Annotated in this window: 18 protein-coding genes and 1 pseudogene; 5 read left to right on the top strand and 14 right to left on the bottom strand. The window is 61.7% G+C overall.

Annotated features, from left to right (window positions below; all coding sequences use genetic code 11):
* Positions 1-5: 5 nt before the first annotated feature.
* Positions 6-1,460 (top strand): M91 family zinc metallopeptidase, encoded by a 1,455-nt coding sequence (locus M5C71_RS32605; protein ID WP_103496539.1) that lies wholly within the window; start codon positions 6-8, stop codon positions 1,458-1,460.
* Between the two features lie 43 nt (positions 1,461-1,503).
* Positions 1,504-3,006 carry a M91 family zinc metallopeptidase gene (locus M5C71_RS32600; protein ID WP_248769624.1) on the top strand — a complete coding sequence of 501 codons (1,503 nt, stop codon included), beginning with the start codon at positions 1,504-1,506 and terminating at the stop codon, positions 3,004-3,006.
* On the opposite strand, the gene astE is transcribed toward M5C71_RS32600, so the two are convergent.
* From astE to M5C71_RS32565, 7 genes are all read right to left on the bottom strand, one after another.
* On the bottom strand, positions 3,003-4,010 hold the full coding sequence (astE, locus tag M5C71_RS32595; RefSeq protein ID WP_103496541.1) for a succinylglutamate desuccinylase: 1,008 nt from the start codon (positions 4,008-4,010) through the stop codon (positions 3,003-3,005). The genes M5C71_RS32600 and astE overlap by 4 nt on opposite strands.
* A 14-nt stretch (positions 4,011-4,024) precedes the next feature.
* Positions 4,025-4,312, bottom strand: coding sequence for a topoisomerase II (locus M5C71_RS32590; RefSeq protein ID WP_103496542.1), 288 nt, complete (start codon positions 4,310-4,312; stop codon positions 4,025-4,027).
* Between the two features lie 56 nt (positions 4,313-4,368).
* Positions 4,369-5,715, bottom strand: a complete 1,347-nt coding sequence (gene astB, locus M5C71_RS32585) for an N-succinylarginine dihydrolase (RefSeq protein ID WP_248769623.1) — start codon at positions 5,713-5,715, stop codon at positions 4,369-4,371.
* 55 nt (positions 5,716-5,770) lie between these two features.
* The gene (gene astD / locus M5C71_RS32580) at positions 5,771-7,240 is read right to left on the bottom strand and encodes a succinylglutamate-semialdehyde dehydrogenase (protein WP_247263486.1); all 1,470 of its coding nucleotides are present in this window, start codon (positions 7,238-7,240) and stop codon (positions 5,771-5,773) included.
* Positions 7,237-8,262, bottom strand: a complete 1,026-nt coding sequence (gene astA / locus M5C71_RS32575; protein ID WP_103496545.1) for an arginine N-succinyltransferase — start codon at positions 8,260-8,262, stop codon at positions 7,237-7,239. Before astA ends, astD begins: the two co-directional genes overlap by 4 nt.
* Positions 8,263-8,334: 72 nt before the next feature.
* Positions 8,335-9,354 carry an arginine/ornithine succinyltransferase subunit alpha gene (aruF, locus tag M5C71_RS32570; protein WP_100944744.1) on the bottom strand — a complete coding sequence of 340 codons (1,020 nt, stop codon included), beginning with the start codon at positions 9,352-9,354 and terminating at the stop codon, positions 8,335-8,337.
* Positions 9,355-9,567: 213 nt separating this feature from the next.
* Positions 9,568-10,788, bottom strand: coding sequence for an aspartate aminotransferase family protein (locus tag M5C71_RS32565; protein WP_248769622.1), 1,221 nt, complete (start codon positions 10,786-10,788; stop codon positions 9,568-9,570).
* 264 nt (positions 10,789-11,052) lie between these two features.
* Here M5C71_RS32565 and M5C71_RS32560 point away from each other — a divergent pair, with 264 nt between their 5' ends.
* Positions 11,053-16,017, top strand: coding sequence for a DUF6543 domain-containing protein (locus M5C71_RS32560; protein ID WP_248769621.1), 4,965 nt, complete (start codon positions 11,053-11,055; stop codon positions 16,015-16,017).
* Positions 16,018-16,020: 3 nt separating this feature from the next.
* Here M5C71_RS32560 and M5C71_RS32555 read toward each other — a convergent pair whose 3' ends face one another.
* From M5C71_RS32555 to acs, 7 genes are all read right to left on the bottom strand, one after another.
* Positions 16,021-17,013: a GlxA family transcriptional regulator gene (locus M5C71_RS32555; protein ID WP_103496552.1), complete on the bottom strand. Its 993-nt coding sequence runs from the start codon at positions 17,011-17,013 to the stop codon at positions 16,021-16,023.
* 124 nt (positions 17,014-17,137) lie between these two features.
* Complete coding sequence (locus tag M5C71_RS32550; protein ID WP_103496548.1) at positions 17,138-17,902, bottom strand: ATP-binding cassette domain-containing protein; 765 nt, start codon at positions 17,900-17,902, stop codon at positions 17,138-17,140.
* A 28-nt stretch (positions 17,903-17,930) separates the two neighbouring features.
* Complete coding sequence (locus M5C71_RS32545; protein WP_103496549.1) at positions 17,931-19,043, bottom strand: succinylglutamate desuccinylase/aspartoacylase family protein; 1,113 nt, start codon at positions 19,041-19,043, stop codon at positions 17,931-17,933.
* 2 nt (positions 19,044-19,045) lie between these two features.
* On the bottom strand, positions 19,046-19,744 hold the full coding sequence (locus M5C71_RS32540) for an ABC transporter permease (protein WP_248769620.1): 699 nt from the start codon (positions 19,742-19,744) through the stop codon (positions 19,046-19,048).
* A complete protein-coding gene (locus M5C71_RS32535; RefSeq protein ID WP_100944750.1) occupies positions 19,741-20,430 on the bottom strand; it encodes an ABC transporter permease in 690 nt (229 codons plus the stop codon). The genes M5C71_RS32540 and M5C71_RS32535 overlap by 4 nt, the downstream gene beginning before the upstream one ends.
* A 91-nt stretch (positions 20,431-20,521) precedes the next feature.
* Positions 20,522-21,298 carry an ABC transporter substrate-binding protein gene (locus tag M5C71_RS32530; RefSeq protein ID WP_100944751.1) on the bottom strand — a complete coding sequence of 259 codons (777 nt, stop codon included), beginning with the start codon at positions 21,296-21,298 and terminating at the stop codon, positions 20,522-20,524.
* A 661-nt stretch (positions 21,299-21,959) separates the two neighbouring features.
* The gene (acs, locus tag M5C71_RS32525; RefSeq protein WP_248769619.1) at positions 21,960-23,915 is read right to left on the bottom strand and encodes an acetate--CoA ligase; all 1,956 of its coding nucleotides are present in this window, start codon (positions 23,913-23,915) and stop codon (positions 21,960-21,962) included.
* 414 nt (positions 23,916-24,329) lie between these two features.
* On the opposite strand from acs, the gene M5C71_RS32520 reads away from it, so the two are divergent.
* The gene (locus M5C71_RS32520) at positions 24,330-24,593 is read left to right on the top strand and encodes a DUF2790 domain-containing protein (RefSeq protein ID WP_100944753.1); all 264 of its coding nucleotides are present in this window, start codon (positions 24,330-24,332) and stop codon (positions 24,591-24,593) included.
* Between the two features lie 440 nt (positions 24,594-25,033).
* Positions 25,034-25,375: pseudogene (locus M5C71_RS32515) on the top strand (ribonucleotide-diphosphate reductase subunit beta); the annotation flags it as partial.

The raw sequence follows: 25,375 nt of genomic DNA, 5'->3' as shown, positions 1-25,375 counted from the left end.
TCAACGTGAACGACTTCTCCAGACTTGGCCCAAGCCAGCCGATCATGCCTCACCAGGAACACTGGATCGACGGCACCATCGAAACCGCACATCCCCTTGTCGAGCCCTTGAACCAGTACCCGGACGACCAGAGGATCCTGCACACCCACCGGCTCCACCTGGATAAAAACGTCCGGGTGGAACGCCAGCAACTCAAGGCCCCGCCCGACTACCGGGGACCGGCCGATCATCTGCGCTTCACCATCGGTGGCCGCGACAACCGCGTGCATCTGTACCAGTCCGATCATCTGGTGCTGGATATCAATGGCTGGCGTTATCACCTGACAACCGTCTCCTCCGGGCAGGTCATCGTGCTGGACACACAAGGTGGCGATGACGATATCAGGGTGGACGACAAGGTACGGATCGCGGTGTTCATCCATTCAGGAGCGGGAAACGACCGATTGTTTTGCGGGGGAGGCTTCACCAAGGTCGATGCGGGACCTGGCGACGATCGGATTTTCACGCGCTCCGGCGCCAGCTATATCGAAGCCGGAGACGGCGACGATATTGTCAGCGCCCATGGCAACGGCCCCATGACCGTCTATGGAGGCCGGGGCCACGACACCTTGAGCGCAGGCGAAGGCAGTTGTTTCATCGACGGTGGCCAGGGCGACGATGTGCTATCAGGCGGCAAAGGCCACAACGTGCTCAGCGGAGGCGACGGCGACGATCAGATCACCCCCGGTCCCGGCCGCACGACCATTTACACCGGAACAGGCACGGACTTCGTCGCCCACCTGAGACCCGACGTCCAATTGTTCAATGCCTACTCCGCCTCCGAACCCACGCCTTCGACGATTCCCGATGATCCTGGCGTCATCATCGCCGCCAAGGGACTGGACAGTTGCGGCGTGATCGTCGATGGCACGCCCCGGTTCCAGGAACGGGTCAATGACGACCTCAGACTGCTGCTGGGCTCCGATAACGGCCAGCAACTACTGGGTGCCCTGGGTCAGATCGCGCGCAAGAGCGGCGTGCCCGTGCTGATCAAGGAGTTGACCGAGGAAGAAAACGGCATGTGCTTCCCGGGACGCGCGCAGCAGGGCGACCCGTTTATCCACGATGGCAAGGCCGGAGCTCCGGCCCTCGGTTGTACGGTGTATTACGACCCCTCGTTTCTCAAGGGCGAAGTCACCAGCATCGTTCATCTCTACCACGAGCTGTGCCATGCCTATAACCACGTGACAGGGACGATTTTTCCCGGCTGGGGGGCAGACGGTGTGGACGCGGGCAAGCCTCGCGACTCGGTCCCCAACGCGGAGCTCCAGGCCGTCGGGTTGGCGGCTCACGCCCCGGCCTTCGACTTCGACGCCAATCCCGCGACACCGCCCCTGACCACCAACCCCGAGGCCTTTACCGAAAACGGGCTGCGCCTGGAGTTCGGTATTCCGCCGCGCAAGCAATACCGGGAAGAGTAAACGGATTCGCCGTCCATCCGCACCCGACTTTAACGGAGCCTTCATGAACCATTTTCCCGACATCCCGCCGGCCAGGTCCGAGCGCCTGATAGACGGTAGTGCTCGTTCCATTGATGAACACTACCAGATCGTCCAGGAATACCCGGACGACTACAAACCGACCTCAATCTACCGACTCTCGGCAGAGAATGACCCGGTCCTGATAGAGCGAAAGATCGTTTCGACCCCCTACAGGCCAGGATACCCGCCGCTGGATTACCTGATCTTCACCACCGGCGACAGTGCTGACACCATCAGGGTCTACTGCCCGCAGGAGCAATTGATAGTCGACATCAACCATGAGCGTTACCTGATCAACCCGGCCTCTTTCGAGCAGAAGCTGATCATCCGCACCGGCGGCGGCCCGGACCGGGTGACGGTGGACGAACAGGTGAGCATCCAGGTTATCGTCGAAACGGCCGACGGCGACGATGTGATCCACAGCGAAGGCAGTGAAACCCAGATCCATGCCGGCCCAGGCGACGACTTCATCACCACAGGCGAGGGCAAGGCCTATATAGAGGCCGGGGAAGGCAACGACATGATCTTTGTCGAAGGTGACGCAACCATCTACGGCGGGGCCGGCAATGATCATATCAGCGCCACTTCCAGCCGGGACGACAGTCGCCACCTGCTTGACGGCGGCCAAGGCAACGATCTGCTGATCGGTGGCCAGGGACACAGCATCCTCAGTGGAAACGACGGCGACGACTCCATCCTGGCAGGCGTCGGGAGCAACACCATCTACACCGGAGCAGGCCGGGACACGGTCATGTTGATCAAACCGACGGATAGCGTCTTCAGCAACGATGGCCGCGACCAATTGTTCCAGGTTGCTCCCCAACCACCCGCCAATGCCGAGCAATTGCGTGTTCACCCATCGTCTTCCGAAGGCTTTCAGATAACCCTGCTCGGCAACCTGAATCTGCAGCAGACCGGTATCCTGGTCAACGGCCCTCCGGCATTTCAGGACCGGGTCAATGACGACCTGAGGCTTCTGGGCGGCTCTCCCCGGGGCAGCCAGCTTTTATCGGTACTGGATAAAACGGCCAAGAAACATGGCATCACCGTCGTGATCAACCCGTTGGAGTATGAGAGGAATGCGCTGTTTCTGGTCGATGCCCGGACCACGGGCGATCCCTACATCCGGGATACCCGTGCGGGAGATGGACTCCCAGGGGGAAGCATTCACTACAACCCCGCCATTGAAATCGACGCAACCCCCGGGGTCGTATTGCTTTACCACGAACTCTGCCATGTCTATAACAGAGTGACCGGAACCTCTTTCCCCGGGGATGGCTTCGACGGTCCGCGTGACGACAAGTCCACACGTAGAGTGCCGAATGAAGAACTCCAAGCCATAGGCCTGCCGGCTGAGGTCAGGCCCTTCGATTTCGATGCAGACCCAAGCACTCCACCCTTGGATACCAACCCGACACCCTTCACCGAAAACGGCTTGCGTGAAGAGTTGGGATTGGCACCGCGAGCCTGGGTAAAACCGCGCTAAACCAGCGTCTCATTGCTGGACGGCACCACCAGGATCCCCGCCCGCAGGCCATTTTTCACCTTCGGGTTGGGGAAAATGATCCGGGCGCCCTGCTCTTCCACGACCCAGCGGCTGTTCGCCAGGTCCTCGGCCAGCAGGTAACCCTTGGGCAGTTCCGAGAAGTTCTCGATATCCACCGGCAAGTGCATCAGGAAGCTGTCGCTGTGCTTGATGATTTCCCGCGCGACGCTGAACAGTTGCAAACCTTCCAGCGTTTCATCGGTGACCGGCTCGCGGCCTTCGATGATCTGCTTGAGACGCAACTCCAGGCGAGAGACATCCACGCCCTCGTTCTGCCCGAATGGCCGGGCCTTGCCCAGCTCAAGGGTAAAGGACTCGGCGCCCAGCTTGTCGTAGGTGTAGCTGCTGAAGACGATGGAGGGCTTGTTCTGCAACAACACCGCCGTCATCCCGGCCGCGCGCAGGCGGGCCAGCTCGCGGCGGGAATGGGCGCGCCCTTCCTTGTAGGGATAGAGCGCGAACTGTTCGATTTTCGAGCCACGAATGGCGGTGTGCAAGTCATAGTGCAGGCGCTGGCGATCCGGCAGGCTGAAGAAACTCGCCGCCAGGCGTTCCAGCTCGCAAGCGCGCAAGGCTTCACTGCCACTGCTCAGCTCATGCCGGCCGTTGAACAGCCGGTTGACGTCCTGCTCGACAAAGCGCTCGCCGCGACGCATCGCTTCCGGGTTGCCGAACAGGAACAGAATACGGGCCCGGGGCTTGAGGTCGCCCCGGGCAATGTCGTGCAACAGCCGATCGAGCAACTCGATCGGCGCTGTTTCATTACCGTGGATACCAGCGGACAACAGCAGGTCCAGCCCATTGTCCCGGGCCTCGGGAGGTCGCACTTCGAGTGCGCCCTCACTCAGCCAGCGCATGCGCACACCTTCGACCGTCAGTTGCGTCTTCTCCGCCGGTTCATGACCGGCAAGGGTCAGTTCAAGCAGTTTGCCGAGGGCGAGCATGCGCTATTCCTTAATCAGTGATGGTGATCGCAGTCGGGGCCGTGGACATGGTCGTCCTCGCCGATTTCGGCCGGCTCCATCTCCAGTTGCAGGCTGACCAGGTTGGTCGCCAGCGGGCGCAACAGCAGGTTGGCGTATTCGGCGTCGCCTTCCTCGACATCGACACCGATCAGCAGTTGGCCGCGGCCGTCGTGCTGAATCCACAATTCCTTGCCCTGCCAGATCACCGCGACGCGGGTGCAGGAGGTTTCCAGTTGAGTGCCATCGGTGTCTTCAAGGATCAGCTGCAGGGTATCGCTCATGTTTTAGGCTCTCGTCTGGAAGTAAAACGCCGCGCGCAAAGACCAAGCGGCGGCCTTCAATTGATCTGGAATGGGTAAACCGAGCCCAGTTTAAGGATTTGCGTCAGTTCATCCAATGCCGCTCGGCACTCAAGCAACAATTGCGGGTCAGCCAGGTCGCTTTCACGCAGGCTGTCGCGGTAGTGCTTGTCGACCCACTGGGTCAGCGTGCCATACAACGGCGCCGTCATGATAACCCCCGGATTGACCGCCGCCAGTTCGTTTTCCTTCAGCGCCACGCGCAAGCGCAGGCACGCCGGGCCACCGCCGTTCTGCATGCTCTGCTTGAGGTCGAAGACCTTGACCTCGCGAACCGCACCGCCGGAGCTGGTCAGTTCCTGCAAGTAAGCCCAGACCCGCGGATTGGCGCGGCACTCTTCCGGCACGATCAGCAGCATGCCGCCGTCGGCACGGTTCAGCAGCTGGCTGTTGAACAGGTAGGAACGCACCGCGTCTTCCACCGCCACTTTCGAGCGCGGCACGCAGATCGACTGGAAGTTACCGCCACGCTTGGCCAGCTTGCCGTGCAACTCGGCGAGCATCTGCTCGGTGTCGAGGAAGGCATCCTCGTGGTAGAACAACACCTCGCCGTTACCCACCGCGATCACGTCGTTGTGGAACACACCCTGGTCGATCACCGCCGGGTTCTGTTGAGCATAGACCACACCGTCGTCGCTCAGGCCGTGCAGCCGGGCGACCGCCTGGGAGGCTTCGAGGGTCTGGCGCGCCGGGTATTTCTGCGGGGCCGGGTAGCGGGTGTCGAAGGCGCTGCGGCCGAAGACGAAGAACTCGACACCGGCTTCGCCGTACTCACGGCAGAAACGCGTGTGGTTGGCCGCGCCTTCGTCGCCAAACTGGGCGACGGCAGGCAGCGCCGCGTGATGGGCGAAGTGCTTGGCATCGGCGAACATCGCCCCCAGCACGCGGCTGGTGGTCGGGTGTTCGATGCTGCGGTGATATTTGCAGTTGAGGTTGGCGGCGGTGAAATGCACGCGACCGTCGGCGGTATCGGCACTCGGGCTGACGGTGCCGGCGTTGGCCACCCACATGCTCGACGCCGAGCAGCTGGCGACCAGCAGCGGCATCGCCTGTTTGGCGGCCTGTTCGATCACCTGCGCATCGCTGCCGGCGAAACCGAGGCTGCGCAGGGCGGCCACATCCGGGCGCTCCTGCGGGGCCAGCACGCCCTGGACAAACCCCATGTCCATCAGCGCTTTCATTTTCGCCAGGCCTTGCAGCGCCGCTTCCTTGGGGTTGGAAGCCTGCTGGCTGTTGCTCTGGGAAGCGACGTTGCCGTAGGACAGGCCGCCGTAGTTATGGGTCGGGCCTACAAGACCGTCAAAATTGACTTCAAAGGATTTCATCGGCGAGGCTCCACGAATCTGTTTTTATAAGCACAAATCATCTGCGTATGACGGCTCAGGAGAGCCGAACACCCGGCGTCAAAGTCGCCGGCACTGTCAGACTAGGCGTTTCCAGGGACGCCACCGGGTACGCGCAATAATCCGCCGCGTAATAGGCACTGGCGCGATGGTTGCCCGAGGCCCCGACCCCGCCGAACGGTGCACTGCTGGCAGCACCCGTCAGTTGTTTGTTCCAGTTGACGATCCCGGCCCGGCTTTCCAGCCAGAACTGCTGGTAACGCGACTCGGAATCCGACAACAGGCCTGCCGCCAAGCCGTACTGCGTGTTGTTGGCCTCGGCAATCGCCGCGTCGAAATCAGCGTAGCGAATCACTTGCAGCAAGGGCCCGAACAATTCCTCGTCAGGACGATCAGCCACTGCCGTTACATCGAGAATACCCGGGGTCAGCAACGCCGCATTGGCTTGCGGTTGAGTCATTTCCAGCAACGCCAGCGCGCCATGCCCCAGCAGATGCGCCTGGGCATCCATCAAGGCACGCGCGGCACCGAGAGATACCACCGAACCCATGAACGGCGCCGGCTGCTGGTCGAACGCACCGACCTCAATGGTCGCGCTGACCTCGACCAGACGTTCCAGCAGCTTGTCGCCCCAGGCCCCTTCAGGCACCAGCAGGCGACGGGCACAGGTGCAACGCTGACCTGCCGAGATAAAGGCCGACTGGATAATGGTGTACACCGCCGCGTCCAGGTCCTGGACCTGATCGACCACCAGCGGATTATTGCCACCCATTTCCAGGGCCAGGATCTTGTCCGGACGCCCGGCGAATTGCTGGTGCAGATGGTTGCCGGTGCGGCTCGAACCGGTGAAGAACAGACCGTCGATTCCCGCATTGGCCGCCAGGGCGATCCCGGTTTCCCGCGCGCCTTGCAGCAGATTCAACACACCAGCCGGCAGACCGGCTTCGATCCAGCACTGCACGGTCAGCTCGGCAACCTTCGGAGTCAGCTCGCTCGGCTTGAACAGCACGCTGTTACCGGCCAGCAAAGCCGGCACGATATGTCCATTGGGCAGGTGGCCCGGGAAGTTGTAAGGCCCGAACACCGCCACCACACCGTGGGGCTTGTGGCGCAACACGGCGGTGGCGTCGCCCAGCGGGCCGCTCTTCTCGCCGGTACGTTCACGGTAGCTCTGCACCGAGATGGCGATCTTGTTGACCATGCTGGTCACTTCGGTCGCCGCCTCCCACAAGGGCTTGCCGGTCTCTTCACCGATGCAGCGGGCCAACTCGTCGGCACGGCTTTTCAGATGCGCGGCAAAACTTTCGAGTACGACAATACGCTCGTCGAGGGAACGCTTGGCCCAGGCCGGAAACGCCTGGCGCGCGGCTTGCACGGCGGCTTCGACCTGCGCGGCACTGGCGCCCTTGCCGGACCACAGCACTTGCTGGGTCACCGGGTTCAACGATTCGAAGGCTTCGCCCTGGCCTTCCTGCCAGGCACCGGCGATGTAAAGCGTGCTCATTATTTCGACTCCCTGGAAGCAGACAACGGTACCGCGCGAACCTGATCGCCAGCACTGAGTTGAAGACGTTTGGCGGTCAGCGGATCGACCACCAGGGTGCCCGCCGCCAGGCGCGCCGGAGCCGCGGTGATGCGGCAGTCCTCGCGCTTGCGGTTGTGGATCAGGTACGGCGTGGCATCGTCACCCGGGGTGCCGACCGCCAGCACCAGCGCCTGGCTGTCACGCACCGCGCGGATCTTGCTGGTTTCGCATTCCACCGCCGGGCCCGCGTCGAAGATGTCGACATAACCCTGGTAGCTGAAGCCTTCGCTTTTAAGCATCGCCAGTGCCGGCTCGGTGTCGGTATGGACCTTGCCGATCACCGCGCGCGCCTCTTCGGAGAGGAAGCAGGTGTACAGCGGGAACTTGGGCATCAGTTCGGCGATAAAAGCCTTGTTGCCGACGCCGGTCAGGTAATCGGCCTGGCTGAATTCCATCTTGAAGAAGTGCCGGCCCAGGCTTTCCCAGAACGGCGAGCGCCCGGCTTCGTCGGACATGCCGCGCATTTCGGCTATGATCTTGTTGCCGAACAGTTCCGGGAACTCGGCGATAAACAGCATCCGCGCCTTGGCCAGCATGCGGCCATTGAGGCCACTGCGATAATCGGCGTGCAGGAACAGCGAGCACAGCTCGGAGTTGCCGGTCAGGTCGTTGGCCAGGAACAGCGTCGGAATCTCGCGGTAGATCTTCAGTTCCTGGGAGGCGCTGACCGTCAGGCCGACCCGGAAGTTGTACCAGGGCTCACGCAGGCCGACGGCGCCGGCAATGGCGCTGATACCGACCACGCGGCCCTCATCGTTTTCGAGCACGAACAGATAGTCCGCGTCGCCGCGACCGGCCTCGCCAGTGAAGGTTTTCTCCGCCCAACCGACCCGATGGGCCAGGCGCTCTTCGTTGGCCGGCAAGGTGGTCAGGCCGGTGCCCGTGCTACGGGCCAGGTCGATCAGAGCGGGTAAATCGCTGCTGCGTACGGGACGAACGATCATGCTATCTCCTCAAACGGGCACCGGCTGCGGGTGCCCGCGAAACTCGCTGTAAGGCTGCTTTCGATACCGGCCTTAAACCGCTACCAGGCGCACGCTGGCACCTTCGCCGACGCCCAGGGCTTCGGCGGCTTGCAGGTCCAGGGTGACCGGTTTGCCCGGCGCATAATCGAGCTCCAGCAACACCGCGCGGTAATCCTGCAGCAGCGCGTTGGACACCAGGTACTGGCGTCCGCCGCCCTTGTAGGCGTCACCGATCTTCACCGGCACCACCCGGCTCTGGGCGATGGAGCGAATCCCGCTGACCCGCGCATGCAGGGTCGGGCCGCCGTCGAAGATGTCGATGTAATGATCGGTTTCGAAGCCTTCGCGCATCAGGATGTCGAAGGTGATCTGCGCACGCGGGTGCACCTGGCCCATCGCCTCCTGGGCGGCGTCCGGCAGCAACGGCACGTAGATCGGGTAATGCGGCATCAGTTCGGCGAGGAAGGTCCGGCTTTTCAGGCCGCACAAGCGCTCGGCCGCCGCGTAGTTCAGGTCGAAGAAGTTGCGACCTATGGCGTCCCAGAACGGCGAGTCACCGTGTTCGTCGCTGTAACCGACGATCTCGGTCACCACCGAATCGGCGAAGCGCTCCGGATGGCTGGCGACGAACAGCAGGCGCCCACGGGAATTGAGTTCCGACCAGGTCGAACCGACCAACTCCGGGACCACGTAGAAGCTGGTCAGCAGGCTGTTGCCGGTCAGGTCATGGCACTGCGAAAGCACATGGATCTTGTTGTGGATCTTCAGCTCGCGGGACGCATGCACGAAGGTCTCGTTACGGAAGCTGTAGAACGGCTCCGAGTAACCGGCCGAGGCAACAATCGCCGAGCAGCCCGCCAACTTGCCGGTGGCCGTGTCTTCGAGCACGAAGAAATAGCTTTCTTCGCCATTGAAGCTGACTTCGGCGGCAAACGAGGCTTCGCTTGCCGCGATCTTGTCGCGCAGGCGGCCTTCGTCGTCCGGCAGGGAAGTGACACCGATCGGGCTGTCCGCGGCCAGGCGCCGTACCTCGTCCAGGTCAGCCATTTGCGCGGGGCGCATCACCAGCATGGTGTCACTCCTTCAATCCAGAACAGGTCGGTGTGTACCGACAGAAAAAAAATACCGGGGTAGGAGCGAGCTTGCTCGCGATGGTGGCCCAGGCACCACGGGGTATCGGATGCCCCGCGTTATCGTTGACGATCATCGCGAGCAAGCTCGCTCCTACAGGTACAGGAAATTTGGCCCGCTGGCAGCCATCCCGGGCCACCAGCGGGCGGTCCATCAGGCTTGCGTCAGCTTGGCCACGGCGCGCTCGAAGCGATCCAGGCCTTCATTGATGTCCGCGTCTTCAACCACCAGGCTCGGGGCGAAACGAATCACGTCCGGGCCGGCTTGCAGGATCATCAGGTTTTCTTTTTCCGCGGCGTTGAACACGTCCTTGGCCTTGCCCTTCCAGGCATCGGCCAACACGCAGCCGAGCAACAGGCCCATGCCACGGACCTGGGTAAACAGGCCGTATTTGGCGCCGATCTGCTCCAGGCGGGTCTTGAACAGGTCGTGCTTGGCTTTCACGCCGCTCAACACCTGCGGGGTGTTGATCACGTCGATCACCGCGTTGCCGACCGCACACGCCAGCGGGTTACCACCGTAGGTGGTGCCGTGGGTGCCGACCACCAGATGCTTGGCCAGCGCTTCGGTGGTGAGCATCGCGGCAATCGGGAAACCGCCGCCCAGGCTCTTGGCGCTGGTGAGGATGTCCGGGGTCACGCCGTATTCCATATAGGCGAACAGCGAGCCGCTACGGCCCATGCCGGTCTGTACTTCGTCGAACACCAGCAGCGCGTCGTGCTGGTTGCACAGCTCGCGGGCGCCTTGCAGGTAGGCCAGCTCGGCCGGCAGCACGCCACCCTCGCCCTGGATCGGTTCCAGCACCACGGCACAGGTCTTGTCCGAGATAGCGGCTTTCAGCGCGTCGAGGTCATTGAACGGCACATGGGTGATGCCGGTGATCTTCGGACCGAAGCCGTCGGAATACTTCGACTGGCCACCCACGTTCACGGTGAACAGGGTGCGACCGTGGAAGCTGTTCAGTGCGGCGATGATTTCGTATTTTTCCGAACCGAAGCGGTCGAACGCAACACGACGGGCCAGCTTGAAGGCGGCCTCGTTGGCTTCGGCGCCGGAGTTGCAGAAGAACACGCGCTCGGCGAAGGTCGCATCCACCAGCTTCTTGGCCAGGCGCAGGGCCGGCTCGTTGGTGAAGACGTTGGATACGTGCCACAGGTTGTTCGCCTGCTCGGTCAGCGCACCGACCAGCGCCGGGTGCGCGTGGCCCAAGACGTTAACCGCGATACCGCCGGCGAAATCGATCAGCTCCCGGCCCGCCTGGTCCCATACTCGGGAACCCGCGCCGCGCACAGGAATAAAAGCCGCAGGTGCGTAGTTGGGAACCATGACCTGGTCGAAATCGGCGCGTTGCACCGGAGCTTGCTCAACGGACATCGGAGTCTCCTGAAGAGGAACGCCTGCCTGGAACTGGCGAGCGATGGGGGGATTGTAAGGACAGTTTTAGGTCAGGCCTTGCCGCCAAGCGACAACTTCTTATAGCGCCAAACCGGGTTTTGCCGAGGTTGTCGGCAATGCGACAAATTGCGTCGCAAAGGCGCAGTTTAAACGCTGGCCCGGGTTTTGGTATCTATTTAGGCACGGCTGTCCCCGGGCGCTGGATAGCCTCGCTGCTTTACCCGCCGCACGAGAAACCGCGCCATGCCGATACCCGCCGAAACTGACCTGCCGCATTACCCCGATAATTTCGAACTGATCAAAAACAAACTGCCGGATTGGCTGACCGACGCCTCCCGGACCCTGCTTCAGGCCCATGGAGACAGCCTGTTGTTGACCCATACCCACAAGGCCAGACTGGCGGAATACCTGCAAGCCTTGCAGGGCCTTAAGGCCTTTGCCGTGCCGATCCTGTCCAATGCCCTGAGCAGCCGCTTCGGGTACAGACTGGACCCGAAGCGCGACCGGATCAACTGCGTGCGACTGGTCACTGCCGCCACACTCTCGACGCCGCGCAAGGTCTCCGTCGTCGATATGAGCCTGTTGGAAGCTGCCCTGAAGAACTTCGTTGCCCCCCGGCATGAAAACCTGGTTTTTTATAATGAGTCCAGCCTGTACCGCCAGGTCAACGCCAGGCAGAACCGGCCTATCCAGGCCTTCACGCTCCGGGCGTTCGTCGAGTTGTGCCGGGAGCTGGATATCGGTGGCCAGTACGACCGCCATATGAGCGCGGTGCTGCTGCCGAAAAAGCCCTCCGGTGAAACTGACAACCGCTTTCGTGATCAATTTGAACTCAGCGAACGCTACGAACTGATCACCCAAACCCATATTGCCCTGATGAAAGGCAATATCAGCCGTTCGACCCACCAGTTTTTGCTGGCCGCCAGCCAACAGGGTCGCTTGACCTACTGGGATGGCAAGCCCGCAAGCTGCTTTGAACTGCAAATGTTCAACTTCAGAACACCGCTCAGCAGTTCGACCAGCGTCACGCTCAAAGGCGCCTGGCTGATCGAGCACCAGGACACCCTGGTCGCGCGCAACCGCCCTTGCATCGTTTATCTGAGCGGTGATCCGGAGCAGGCCCTCAAGCAATACGCCAGCTTCGAGGCATTCGAACAGGAGCTGGGCCACCGCCTGGGCCGCATCGACTACCGGAGCTTCTTCAACCGCTACGTCAACCAGCGAACCCAATCAGCTTTTCTCAGTGCCCTCGAACACCACCTTGACACCTCAGACACGACGACCGACCTGCAACTCAAACGTTTTCCGCTGATCGGTCACCCGCTGCGCGAGCTCTATACCCAGCACCTGGTGAAGCTGCTGGACGATGGTAATTTCAGCGCAGTGCCGGTGGCCGATATCGACCGCCAGGACCACCGGGACTACCTGCAATCGCTGGGCAATATCGGCCTGAACCTGCTGAACGTCGCCGCCCTGTTCGTCCCCGGCCTGGGCGAAGCGATGCTGGCGGTGGCCGGCGCGCAACTGTTCAGCCAGATCTACAACGGCATCGAGGACTGGCGTCACGACGAGCGCGAGCAAGGCCTCCTGGGTCTGATCGGCGTCACCCTGAACCTGGCGCTGATTGGCGGCATCACCGTGGTCGCCCATCGCTTCGCCGGGGCCGGACTGGTCAAGGACTTGAAACAGGTAACCCTGCCCACTGGCGAAAGCACCCTGTGGAAACCCGACCTGACGCCCTACGAGCAATCATCGGTACTGCCCGAAAACGCACAACCGAACGCCAGCGGCCTGTATGAAATCAACGACCACCAATACCTCAAACAAGGTGACAAGGCCTATGAAGTCGAACTGAACCCGCAGGGCAATCGTGGCCGGATCAAACACCCCCGCCGCCCCAACCAATACTCACCAACCTTCAGGCATAACGGTGCCGGTGCCTGGTTTCACGAACTGGAGAACCCCTTGCAGTGGCAAGGCCCGCAGCTGATGCACCGCTTGAGTCTGGCCGGCGAAGCCTTTTCCGAACTCGACGCCGCGCGGATCATGGCCGTCAGCGACACCGACGAACCCCTGTTGCGCCGGGTGCATTTCGATAGCCAGCGCCCCCCGGCACTGCTCAAGGACAGCCTGCTGCGCTTTCGCCTCGACCGCGATATCCAGCGTTTTATCGAGCAGATGGCCCGCGGCGAGGCCACGCCTGACGAGAGCATGCAGGAGCAGATCCTGCTCGACTTCTGGCAATCGCAACCCAAGGCACTACGGTTTGTGGACGATCAGGGACAAGTGGTCATGGAGACCGTGCGCAGCGGCACGGCCCAGGGGCAACGGGTGGTCATCTCGCTCGACCCATTGCACAACGGTGATCTGCTCAAGACCGTGCTGAACTCGCCCGACCTCGATGAAAGCGATATCCGCGGACTGCTGGGGGAAAGCCAGAATTTCGCCACCCCCGCCGAAAAGCCGGAAACGCGGCTGCTGAACTTTCGCAAGCAAATCGCCCGCCATGCCCACCTGCGCCGAAAAGCCCTGTTCGAATCGCAATACCGGTTTCGCACTCAATCACAGGATCCCTCGGTGGGTGTTCTGCAAAAGGCGTTTCCCGAGCTGCCCGTGGCCGTGCTCGAAGAGCTCGCCGAACAGGCCAGCGGCGCACAACTGCAAGCCTTGCGCGAGTCTGCCCAAATCGCCCCGGGCATCGCCGACGAAGCCGCCTTGTATCAGCAGCAAGTGCGCCTGGCCCGCGCCCGCGAGGGGCTGTACCTGGCGTCGAGCGGCAATGCCGACAGCGAAAAACTGATCCTGCACAGCGTGCAACGCCTCCCGGGCTGGTCCACGCAAGTGCGCATCGAGATACGCACGCAATCCTCGACCGGGCCGTTGCTCGACAGTATCGGTGCCAGCAACGCGCCGATCCGCAGAGTGCTGATCAAGGAAAACGACCTGTACCAGGCCCGCGATGCCCTGGACCAGGAACTGCACGATTCCGACGATCTCTACGCATCGCTGCTGCATGCCCTGCCAGACACCCAGCGCAGTGAACTGGGCTACCCCAATCCCAAGCAGGGTGCCCAACTCCAGCAAGCCGTGCAGAACAGCCGCCTGCCGGGGTCTGATGAAATCCGCCAGTTGCTGGATATGCCACCCGCCATCCCCAGCGAACCATCGCCCATGGCCTTGGCCAAGAGGCGCCCCGGTTATCAACTCAGCGGCCGTGGAGCGCCCCAGGCGGGCAGTCGCTGGGCCCTCGAAGATCGGGTAGCCCGGCTGTTCCCGAGCTTTTCCGATGAGCAGATCCGGCAATTTATCGGCAGCCTGAACAGCATGCGGGTCTTTGATGAAATACGGCGGCTGGAGCAGGCCTACGAACAACTGACGGAAGAACTGGAGCTATGGTCGTTCATCACCTCCTCCTCTCACCCGGTCAGCGGGGAACGCCTGAGCCTGATGCAGCGCCTCAACCAGCAACGCACCCGCGCCCAGTTCGCCGAAGCCATCCGGCGTTGCTGGCGCCGTGAACCCGACCTGTTCTACTCCAACAATCCCGATGAACACGGCTACACCCTCAGCGCCAATGGCCTGCTGGGGGAACTGCCCGAACTGTCCGTCGACTTCAACCACGTCCGCTACCTGAACCTGGTGGCCGACTCACCGGCCCGGGAGCTGGGCCAGTTCATGGAACACTTTCCCAATCTGCGCCGGCTCTCCATACGCGGCTTCCAACTCAACAGCCTGCCCGAATCGATCACACGCGGGCCGCTGACCGAGTTGAGCCTGATCAACTGCAATCTGCGCCTGAACGTCCAGACGAGGCAGGCACTCACCGGCATGCGAGCCCTGGAGGTTCTCGACCTGAGCCGCAACCCCCTCGGCCTGGTCCCCGACCTGCGTCAACTGCATGCACTGGCGGTCGTCGACCTGAGTCACACCGGGATCAACGCGATTCCCGATGGACTGTTCGAACTGCCGCGATTGGAAGCCGCCCTGCTCAACGACAACGCCATCAGCGACCTGCCGCAGACGCTCAACGAGATCTCCGGCGAGCTCGGTTCCGGCCTGGAGCTGAACGGCAACCCGCTGTCCGAGACCAGCCTGCAACGCGCCCGGGACTATTACCGCAGAACCGGCCACTCGCTCGGCGTTCAGTCCCTGGCCGAGCGAACACGTATCCAGGCGCTCTATCCGGGCCTGAATGGCGAACAGCTGGAGAGTTTCATCCGGGCTCAACCGCGAGTCCTCGAGGACTCCTTGAACCAGTTGAGCCGACTGGAAGCCCAATACCGCCAACTGCGCGCCGATCTGCAGGCCTGGAGCGGCGATGTCCCCAAGCATCACCCGCAAACGCAGGAGCCATTGAGTCCGGTCGAGTTGGCACTGGAAAGTCTGAACCGAGACGACTTTGCCCAACAACTGCAACGGAGCTGGCAACGCCAGAGCGAAGAAATACTGCCCGACGGCACACGTTTGTATAGCTTCTCTTTCACCCAGAGGATCACCGGCAGACTGCCCGCGCTTTCAGCCGACTTCAGTCATATCGCCCGCCTGGAGCTCCATGGTTACGGCGCCAGCGACGGGCTCGATGGTTTCCTCCACAGCTTCCCCCATCTACACGTGCTGTATGCCTCCAGTTTTATCGACCGGGATTTTCCCGCCGCGATTTTCGACATGCCGCACTTGAGAAACCTGGATCTGCCCTATGGACAGATCCAACTGAGCGACACCACGCACCAGCAGCTCGCGGACATGACCGGCCTGCAGATGCTTGATCTGTCCGGCAACCCGCTGCAACCGGGCCCGCCGCGCACCGAGGGCATGCTGCTGACACCGAACATCGCACGGATGACCGACCTGAGAGTGCTCGACCTGAGCGACAGCGGCCTCGAACAGATACCCGAGGGACTGTTCGGACTCCGTGTGCTGGGGATTGCCGACTTGCGCGACAACCAGATCCGAGACATACCAGAAAGCCTGTTCGAAGTCCCGACCTCGCAAGCGGTGACCTATGACTTCAGGAACAATCCCCTGAGCGAGGCCAGCCTGCAAAGAGTCCGCAGCTACAGGGAGCTGAACGGCGGTGAGCAGCAGGTCAGAATCCTGATCGGCGACGATGTGAGCAGCGGCGAAGAGAGTGAAAGCGACAGCGACAATGGCGGCAGTGTCCCGCCGGCGGCATCCCCCATAACGCCGCCCACGCCCCGCGAAGAATAAGCCTTAGCCGCGCTCCGAAGGCACCGACGACAACTCGAACGGACTGCTGCTGCGCCGCTGGTTGCGATCTTCACGGGGTGTGGCGCCAAAGAAGTTGCGATAGGCGCTGGAGAAGTGCGGCCCCGAGGAGAAACCGCAGGACAGGCCGATCTGGATGATCGACTTGCTGGTCTGCATCAGCATCTGCCGGGCCTTGTTCAGGCGCAGCTCCAGGTAATACTGGCTCGGCACGCGGTTGAGGTACTGCTTGAAAATCCGCTCCAACTGGCGCCGCGACACACAGACATGCTGGGCAATCTCGTCGGTGGTCAGCGGTTCCTCGATATTGGCCTCCATCAGCAGCACGGCCTGGGTCAGCTTCGGATGGCTGGAGCCCAGGCGGTTCTGCAATGGAATACGCTGGCGCTCGCCGCCTTCGCGGATGCGCTCGACCACCAACTCCTCGGAAACCGCACCGGCCAACTCGGCACCGTGGTCACGGGCGAGTACCGCCAGCAACAGGTCCAGCACCGACAAGCCGCCACAGGCGGTCAGGCGATCACGGTCCCAGTCGAACAGATGACTGGTGGCGATCACCTTGGGAAAACGTTCGGCGAAATCATCCTGCCAGCGCCAGTGCACCGCTGCACGATACCCGTCGAGCAAACCGAGTTGGGCCAGCGGGTAGACCCCGGCGGACAAACCGGCCACCACGCAACCGGCGCGAACCAGTTGCTTGAGGGCGCTGCTCAAGGCCGGCGCCAGGCTGGTCGGCGGCTCGTCGGCCAGCAGGAAGAGTTTCTGGAAGCCTTCCAGCTTGCCGGCCCAGGGCTCGCCCGGCAGTTGCCAGCCACCACCGGCCAAGGCCTCGCCAGGCACTTCGGCCTGCAGGAAAGACAATTCGTAGACGACTTCCGGATGCACCCGCTGTGCGACACGCAAGGCCTCCTCGGCCAGCGCCAGCGTCAAGGCTTGGGTGCTGGGCCAAATCAGGAAACCAATTCGATGGGCAGTCATGGCAGGCAATCCGAAAACAGAACAGAGTGAAAAGCCGAGGGCAACCAACTCAAAGTAGACCACGCCGCGCTCGGCGCGCAGCATGACCTATTTGGGTGCGCAACGGCAGCATAAAAAGCGACGACTATTTCAGACTGCCCGAGAGGAATTGCTGCAGACGCTCGGACTGCGGGTTGGACAACACCTCGCGCGGATTACCGCGTTCTTCGACCACGCCTTGGTGCAGGAACACCAGCTGGTTGGAGACTTCACGGGCAAAGCCCATCTCGTGGGTCACCACCACCATGGTCCGGCCTTCCTGGGCCAGGGCCTGCATCACCTTCAGCACGTCGCCCACCAGCTCGGGGTCGAGGGCCGAGGTCGGCTCGTCGAACAGCATCACTTCCGGCTCCACCGCCAGCGCCCGGGCAATCGCCACGCGCTGCTGCTCGCCGCCGGACATATGGCCCGGGTAGGCGTCCTTGCGATGTGCCACGCCGACTTTCGCCAGGTAGTACTCGGCCTTTTCCAGCGCCTCTTTCTTCGACATGCCGAGGACGTGAATCGGTGCCTCGATAATGTTTTCCAACGCGGTCATATGCGACCACAGGTTGAAATGCTGGAACACCATCGACAGCCGCGAACGCATGCGCTGCAACTGTTTCGGGTCGGCGGCCTTCAGCGCGCCGTCCTTGCCGGCCACCAGCTTCAACTCTTCATTGTTCAGCAGGATGCGCCCGGCATAGGGCTGTTCCAGCAGGTTGATGCAGCGCAGGAAAGTACTTTTGCCGGAGCCACTGGAGCCGATGATGCTGATCACATCGCCGGCGGCGGCTTCCAGGGACACGCCCTTGAGCACTTCGTGACTGCCATAGCGTTTATGCAGGTCTTGGACTTCAAGCTTGTACATGCGGTCGGTTCTCACAAAAACAGTCAGGTCAGTCGCTGAGCAGGCGTCCGTGGCGAAGCGGTACGCGCCCCGCCACCTTGGCCAGCCAGATCGAGGGTTGGGCGTAACGCAGCCGTTCCACGGCATACAACACACCGCTCGTGCCGGCACACACGGTGCTGACCCGGTCGGATAACGGATCGATCACTTCGAACAGCGGGTCGCCGGTTTCCACCCAACTGCCCACCGGCACCAGGAAACTCAACACGCCGGGGTGCGGTGCATAGAGCAGCTCGGTGCCTTCGAACGGCATGCCTTCGCAAGGTTCCTGTTGCGCGGCGGGCCATTCGCCATCGATCAGGCCCTGCTCCGCGAGAAACGCCAGAATCCCTTCGGCCTGGGCCTCGGCCTGCTCGCGACCGGTATCGGCCTGGCCGCCCAGTTCAATGGTGGTGGCCATGCACGCCAGCGGAATCTGCGCGTCCGGGAACTCCCGGGACAGGCGCAACCACGGCAACGAACAGGCCTCGTCGAACGAGGTGCCGCCCGACTCTTCCGCCAGCAGCCCGACACGAACCTTGAGGTGCGCCGCCAGGGAACGCCACTGCGGCCAATGCTGGGGGAAGGTGTACATGTGCAACGCGGCTTCACAATCGCAATGCAGGTCGAGCACCAGGTCGGCATCGCAGGCGTGGCTCAACAGCACCCGCTGCATGCCTTGCAACTGACTGGTCGCCGCCGGCAACGAAGCCAGCACCTCAAGCATGGCCTGGCGAATCAGTCGGATGTTGGCATGCGGATCATCGCCCAGGCGATCTTTCACCAGGGCGCTGACCGGCTCGGTCAACTGGACAAAATCGCGATTGAAGTTCTTGCCGCTGCCGTACTCGAAACGTCCTTGATGATTACCTTGCAGCAACTGGCCGAGACCGATCGGATTGGCCACCGGGACCAGCTCGATCACGCCCTTGAGGGCTCCGCGGGCTTCCAGCTCGACCAGGCGCTTTTTCAGCTCCCAGGCCGTGCGCATGCCCGGTAACTCGTCGGCATGCAGGCTGGCCTGGATATAGGCCTTGCGCTCGCCACTGCCGAAACGGAACACCGACAGCTGGCGCTCCGTGCCCAGGCTGCCCCAGGGCAAAGGATGATCGATACGTTGCATAGTCAGTGCTTCCTCGGCGCCAGGTAACCCAACCAGCGGCGTTCAGCCAACTTGAACAGCCGCACCAGGATAAAGGTCAGGCACAGGTAGAACGCGCCGGCGGTGATATAGGCCTCGAACGGCAGGTAATACTGGGCGTTGACGGTGCGGGCGGCACCGGTGATATCGATCAGGGTGACGATGGATGCCAGGCTGGTGGTCTGCAGCATCATGATCACTTCGTTGCTGTACTGCGGCAGCGCCCGGCGCAGGGCCGACGGCAGCAGGATGCGGCGGTACAGCTTGTAGCGCGACATGCCCATGGCCTTGGCCGCCTCGATCTCGCCATTGGGCGTGGCCCGCAGGCTGCCGGCGATGATTTCGGCGGTGTAGGCGCTGGTGTTGATGGCAAAGGCCAGGCAGGCACAGAAGGTCGCGCTCGACAGCCAGGGCCAGAGGACACTCTCGCGCACCGCCTCGAACTGGGCCAGGCCGTAGTAGATCAGGAACAGCTGCACCAGCATCGGTGTACCACGGATCACGTAGGTGTAGAGCCAGGCGCTGATGTTCACCAGCGGCTGCTTGGACACCCGCATCAGCCCCAGGGGCAATGCCGCCAGCAGACCGAACAGCAACGACAAGGCCAGCAGCTTCAAAGTGGTCAGCAGGCCGCCGAGGTACAGCGGCATGGCTTCCCAGATGACGTTGTAGTCGAAGATCATAGATCAGCCGCCCTTACGCCTACCGAGTAGCGCTTCTCAAGGTGACGCAATGCCAGCAACGAGACGCTGGTGATCACCAGGTACATCGCCGCCACTGCGAGGAAGAAGGTGAAAGGCTCGCGGGTGGCATCCGCCGCCTGCTTGGCCTTGAACATCATGTCTTGCAGACCGACCACGGAAATCAGCGCGGTGGCCTTGGTCAGCACCAGCCAGTTGTTGGTGAAACCGGGAATCGCCAGGCGAATCATCTGCGGCACCAGCACCCGGAAAAACACTTGCAGGCTGCTCATGCCGTAGGACATGCCGGCTTCGGCCTGGCCCTTGGGGATCGCCATAAAGGCCCCGCGGAAGGTTTCCGACAGGTAAGCGCCGAAAATAAAACCCAGGGTGCCGATACCGGCGACCAGGGGGTTGAGGTCGATATAGTCATCAAAACCGAGCAACGGCGCGACGCGGTTGAGCAGGTCCTGACCACCGTAGAAGATCAGCAGGATCAGCACCAGGTCGGGAATCCCACGGATGACCGTGGCATACAGGTCGCCGAGCCAGGCCAGCCAGCGCACCGGCGACAGGCGCAAGGCCACCCCGATCAAGCCCAGGACAATGGCCAGGGCCATGGACGACAAGGCGAGCTGAAGCGTCAGCCAAACGCCATCGAGGATGACAGCCCCGTAGCCTTTCAACATGATTCAGATCCTCGGAATTAGGGATGAAAAAATGGCGCAAACCTCAGAGCTCCTGCTGCTTGCGCCATTTCGGACTTGTCACCGCGGCGGTTTACTTGCCGTAGATATCGAAGTCGAAGTACTTGTCCTGGATCTGCTTGTACGTGCCATTGGCACGGATCGCGACGATGGCGGCGTTGATCTTGTCCAGATCGGCCTTGTCGCCTTTGCGCACGGCGATACCGATGCCGTCACCGAAGTACTTCTCGTCGGTGAATTGCGGGCCGACGAAGGCAAAGCCCTTGCCGGAATCGGTCTTCAGGAAACCGTCCTGCAACAGGGTGGCGTCAGCCACGGTGCCATCGAGGCGACCGGCGGCCACGTCCAGGTAGATTTCGTTCTGCGAACCGTAAGGCTTGATTTCAGCGCCCAGCGGCTTGAGGACTTCTTCAGCGAAACGGTTGTGGATCGAACCGCGCTGCACACCGATCTTCTTGCCCTTGAGTTCGGACAGGTTGTCGCTGACAACGGTGCCTTCCTTCATCACCAGGCGCGCCGGGGTGTTGTAGTACTTGTTGGTGAAATCGACCGATTTCTTACGATCGTCGGTGATCGACATCGACGACAAGATGGCGTCGATCTTACGTACCTTGAGGGCCGGGATCAGGCCGTCGAACTCTTGCTCGACCCAGACGCACTTGACCTTCATCTCTGCGCACAGGGCATTGCCGATGTCGTAGTCGAAACCAACGATGCTGCCGTCCGGCGCCTTGGAGGCGAACGGAGGGTAAGCGGCTTCGATACCAATTTTCAGTGGTTTTTCATCGGCGAAGGTCGGCAGCGACAGCACGGACAGTGCCAGGGCGCCAAGCAGCACGAGTTTCTTCATCTTGAGACTCCATCGGTAAAGGGCAAAACGGCAGAGTGAGCAACAGCCCAATATGCGGATGGGAAAGCAGTCTTCGCGTAACGGTCAACGGCGAGCGCGTTCAGCGTGCGCCACAACCAGCGAGTGATCGGCATTCTAACGACAGGTCCGAAGCCGATATTTCCTCAATGCGACAACTAATTACAGAAGCGCCGAGAAAGCGGGATGGACACATTGACAACTCTTGATTTTCATGCAAGAGCGAAAGAAGGGGTAACCGATCTATCCTGCAAATAGCGGGCCTATTATTGGCAAAGCCTTCTATTCCGGCAAGCACGGCGTTCGATGAGATTTAAAAGGCCCTGGATTCTGACCGAAAACGGGCAGCGGCGTTTCCCTTTGCCCCGTGTTCGGGCGGCGAGTGACACATTTGGTTACCTACCGAAAAATCGGTAACAGAGGGAGGAATTCACAGCAAAAACCGATATTTATCTCACTTCATTCACGGACACCGCCACCTTGTGGGAGCCGGCTGGCTGGCGATGAGGCCCTGAGCCTTGCCGCGCCCTTCCGGCCGCCATAGCCAGCCAGCCGGCTCCTACGGAAACAAGACAGGCCACAGAACGCAAAGAGCCCCGCCCGGCGCAATGCCGGACGGGGCTCAGTCAACCCTGAACAGGTGTTACGCGACGTTCATGGTCTTGTGGGTATCGATCAGATGCTGCACCACACCCGGGTCCGCCAGGGTGGAGATATCGCCCAGGCCGTCGTACTCGCCCGTGGCAATCTTGCGCAGGATCCGTCGCATGATTTTCCCCGAACGGGTCTTCGGCAAGCCCGGCGCCCACTGGATGACATCCGGCGAAGCAATCGGCCCGATTTCCTTGCGCACCCAATTCTTCAACTCCAGGCGCAACGCTTCGCTGGGCTCTTCGCCATTGTTGAGGGTGACGTAGACATAGATGCCCTGCCCCTTGATATCGTGGGGCACACCGACCACCGCTGCCTCCGCGACTTTCGGGTGGGCGACCATGGCGCTTTCGATCTCGGCAGTGCCCATGCGGTGGCCGGAGACGTTCAGCACGTCATCCACGCGCCCGGTGATCCAGTAGTAACCGTCCTCGTCGCGGCGCGCGCCGTCACCGGTGAAATACATGCCACGGAAGGTCTTGAAGTAGGTATCGACGAAACGATCGTGATCGCCGTACAAGGTCCGCGCCTGACCCGGCCACGAATCGAGGATCACCAGGTTGCCTTCGGCGGCGCCCTCGATGATGTTGCCCAGGTTATCCACCAGCGCTGGCACCACGCCGAAGAACGGCCGTGTCGCCGAACCCGGCTTGAGCGCATGGGCGCCCGGCAGCGGGCTCATCATGTTGCCGCCGGTCTCGGTCTGCCACCAGGTGTCGACGATCGGGCAGCGCGACTTGCCGACATTCTTGTAATACCACTCCCAGGCTTCCGGGTTGATCGGCTCGCCCACCGAACCGAGCAGGCGCAGGCTGCTGCCATCGGCGCCCTCAACCGCCGCCGTGCCCTGGGCCATCATGGCGCGGATCGCGGTCGGGGCGGTGTAGAGGATATTGACCTGGTGCTTGTCGACGATCTTCGCCACCCGGGTAATGTCCGGATAGTTCGGCACGCCTTCGAACATCAGGGTAGTCGCGCCGTTGGCCAGCGGGCCGTAGACAATGTAAGTGTGGCCGGTGACCCAGCCGACATCGGCGGTGCACCAGTAGACCTCGCCCGGACGGTAGTCGAACACCCGCTCGTGGGTCAGTGCCGCATACAGCAGGTAACCGCCGGTGGTGTGCTGCACGCCCTTGGGCTTGCCGGTGGAGCCGGAGGTGTAGAGGATGAACAGCGCCTCTTCGGCGCCCATCTCTTTCGGCGCACAGACGCTGCCGGCCACCTTCATCAGGTCCTCGAACCAGATATCGCGATGCTGGTTCCATTTGATCGTGCCACCGGTGCGCTTGCACACGATGACTTTCTGGACGCTGCTGGTTTCCGGGTTGGTCAGGGCGTCGTCGACGTTGGCCTTGAGGGGGATCTTCTTGCCGGCGCGAACGCCTTCGTCGGCGGTGATCACCACTTTAGAACGGCAGTCGATAATGCGACCGGCCAGGGCTTCCGGCGAGAAACCACCGAACACCACCGAGTGGATCGCGCCGATGCGGGCACAGGCCAGCATGGCAACCGCGGCTTCGGGGATCATCGGCATATAGATGGTCACCACGTCGCCGCGGTGCACATCCTGGCCACGCAGGGCGTTGGCGAATTTGCAGACCTGCTCGTGCAGCTCGCGGTAAGTGATGTTGCGGGATTCGGCGGGATCGTCGCCTTCCCAGATGATCGCGACCTGATCGCCCCGCTCGGCCAGGTGGCGGTCCAGGCAATTGTAGGAAACGTTCAGGGTGCCGTCGGCAAACCACTTGATATCGACATGGTGATCGTCGAAGGAAGTCTGCTTCACCGTGGTGAAAGGCTTGATCCAATCGAGGCGCTTGGCTTGTTCACGCCAGAAGCCGTCGGGGTTGACGACCGACTGCTGGTACATCGCCTTGTAGGTCGCCTCGTCGGTCAGCGTAGTCGCCAGGACCTCAGGACGAACGGGGTACAGGGAAGCCGCACTCATCTTTCTTACCTCGGTGGATATGTTGTTGTTTTATGACCCTGTTGTAGCCGGGCCTGCGCCATGGAACCATTCGACGATGGTAGTAACAAAACCCTGAAAAACCTCGGTTCAATCGCTGCAAGGCCTCAAGCACGCCGCCTGTAGCGATTTCCGACACCCTGAAAATAACTCGGGAAACGGTCTCCGGAGACGTTTTTCGACGATTGTTACAGGTTTTGTCAATAGTCTTTATCAAAACCCCCTCTATATGAATGTTTTGTAGACTCTTAACATTGATTCCGCCAACTAAGGCAGCGAATTAACTTAGCGACAGCCCCCACGAAGGCCGTTAATTCGAATTCCAATCAACACCGTTCCACACGTGGCCTCACAAGGGCCATGTGACCCCTTACGACCCGAAGAAGGTAAATCGAGATGAAAGCTCTAGTCGTTCTGGCCCTCAGCAGCCTGTGTGCAACTGCCATGGCTGACGAGATTCCAACCGACGTTGCCAGCCACACCGTTCCGGTGGAAGAGTACACTTACAGCTCTCACCCGGATATTCAGAAAGTTATCTCCATGAGTGAAGTTCCGGATGTTTGCGAAGTTGTCCCGGCGCGCATGGTCTATGAAGACTCCCAGGGCGCCCGGCATATCATGGAATACCGCGTCATGGGTAACGGTTGCTCCCACGGTTAATATCCCGGCCTGATCCACCCTTGCAAAACCACCCGCCGCAAGAAGCGCTTCTTGCGGCAAAGGTGTTCCTCCCCGCATCCCCCGCCGCCACGACCTCCGCGCCCCGGTCCGGATCATTTCGCCTCCCTGGCGACAAAAACTGGCTGAAACAAACGGACAAATTCCCTATACTGTCGGCATCCATTCGCGCCTGAAAAAGCGTCGAATCGAGCTGAAAACCCTCGTTGATTCAGGCCCTTGCAGGCCACAGGGGAAGGCCCGGCGCCCTCTCCCGTCGACGACACGGGGTCATCCCGTACCTATTCCATGTTTTTGCGTGCACGAACCGCTGCTGCAAGCAACATATCCTTTAGATCCAAAGCGGCCATTGGTCGTGTGACAAGCCAACCATCAGTGTTTTTCACACGGGCATCAGGCCCTCACGCAGGAGACGACACGTCATGCTGAGCTGGGACGAATTCGACAAAGAAGAAGGCGAGGTGGCCGTCAAGGGCGCCAACGCCGGCCACGCCACCGAAGCCAACATGGACCGCCTCGACAGCGCCGGTGGCGCCGCGGCCCAGGAGGCCCGTGCCGTGACCGCTTCCGACTCGGCTGCCATCGCCCGTGCCAAGGCGGCCCTCGATGCCCTGGACGTTGCCGAAGGCCTGGCTGAACTCGAAGGCGCCTCGGCCCGTGTCGCGGTCGATGAAAAGCGCATGATCAACTGCCGCGCCGACCTCAACCAGCTCGTGCCGTTCAAGTACGACTGGGCCTGGCAGAAGTACCTCGACGGCTGCGCA

This window comes from Pseudomonas sp. MWU12-2345 (assembly GCF_023242385.1).
Lineage (GTDB): Bacteria > Pseudomonadota > Gammaproteobacteria > Pseudomonadales > Pseudomonadaceae > Aquipseudomonas > Aquipseudomonas gingeri_D.
This window is presented reverse-complemented; position numbering and strand designations above follow the sequence as displayed.

Coding starts and splice junctions, on each gene's coding strand:
- M5C71_RS32600 (WP_248769624.1), top strand. CDS start 1,504: ATGAACCATTTTCCCGACATCCCGCCGGCCAGGTCCGAGCGCCTGATA.
- astE (WP_103496541.1), bottom strand. CDS start 4,010: ATGCTCGCCCTCGGCAAACTGCTTGAACTGACCCTTGCCGGTCATGAA.
- M5C71_RS32590 (WP_103496542.1), bottom strand. CDS start 4,312: ATGAGCGATACCCTGCAGCTGATCCTTGAAGACACCGATGGCACTCAA.
- astB (WP_248769623.1), bottom strand. CDS start 5,715: ATGAAATCCTTTGAAGTCAATTTTGACGGTCTTGTAGGCCCGACCCAT.
- astA (WP_103496545.1), bottom strand. CDS start 8,262: ATGATCGTTCGTCCCGTACGCAGCAGCGATTTACCCGCTCTGATCGAC.
- aruF (WP_100944744.1), bottom strand. CDS start 9,354: ATGCTGGTGATGCGCCCCGCGCAAATGGCTGACCTGGACGAGGTACGG.
- M5C71_RS32565 (WP_248769622.1), bottom strand. CDS start 10,788: ATGTCCGTTGAGCAAGCTCCGGTGCAACGCGCCGATTTCGACCAGGTC.
- M5C71_RS32560 (WP_248769621.1), top strand. CDS start 11,053: ATGCCGATACCCGCCGAAACTGACCTGCCGCATTACCCCGATAATTTC.
- M5C71_RS32555 (WP_103496552.1), bottom strand. CDS start 17,013: ATGACTGCCCATCGAATTGGTTTCCTGATTTGGCCCAGCACCCAAGCC.
- M5C71_RS32550 (WP_103496548.1), bottom strand. CDS start 17,902: ATGTACAAGCTTGAAGTCCAAGACCTGCATAAACGCTATGGCAGTCAC.
- M5C71_RS32545 (WP_103496549.1), bottom strand. CDS start 19,043: ATGCAACGTATCGATCATCCTTTGCCCTGGGGCAGCCTGGGCACGGAG.
- M5C71_RS32540 (WP_248769620.1), bottom strand. CDS start 19,744: ATGATCTTCGACTACAACGTCATCTGGGAAGCCATGCCGCTGTACCTC.
- M5C71_RS32535 (WP_100944750.1), bottom strand. CDS start 20,430: ATGTTGAAAGGCTACGGGGCTGTCATCCTCGATGGCGTTTGGCTGACG.
- M5C71_RS32530 (WP_100944751.1), bottom strand. CDS start 21,298: ATGAAGAAACTCGTGCTGCTTGGCGCCCTGGCACTGTCCGTGCTGTCG.
- acs (WP_248769619.1), bottom strand. CDS start 23,915: ATGAGTGCGGCTTCCCTGTACCCCGTTCGTCCTGAGGTCCTGGCGACT.
- M5C71_RS32520 (WP_100944753.1), top strand. CDS start 24,330: ATGAAAGCTCTAGTCGTTCTGGCCCTCAGCAGCCTGTGTGCAACTGCC.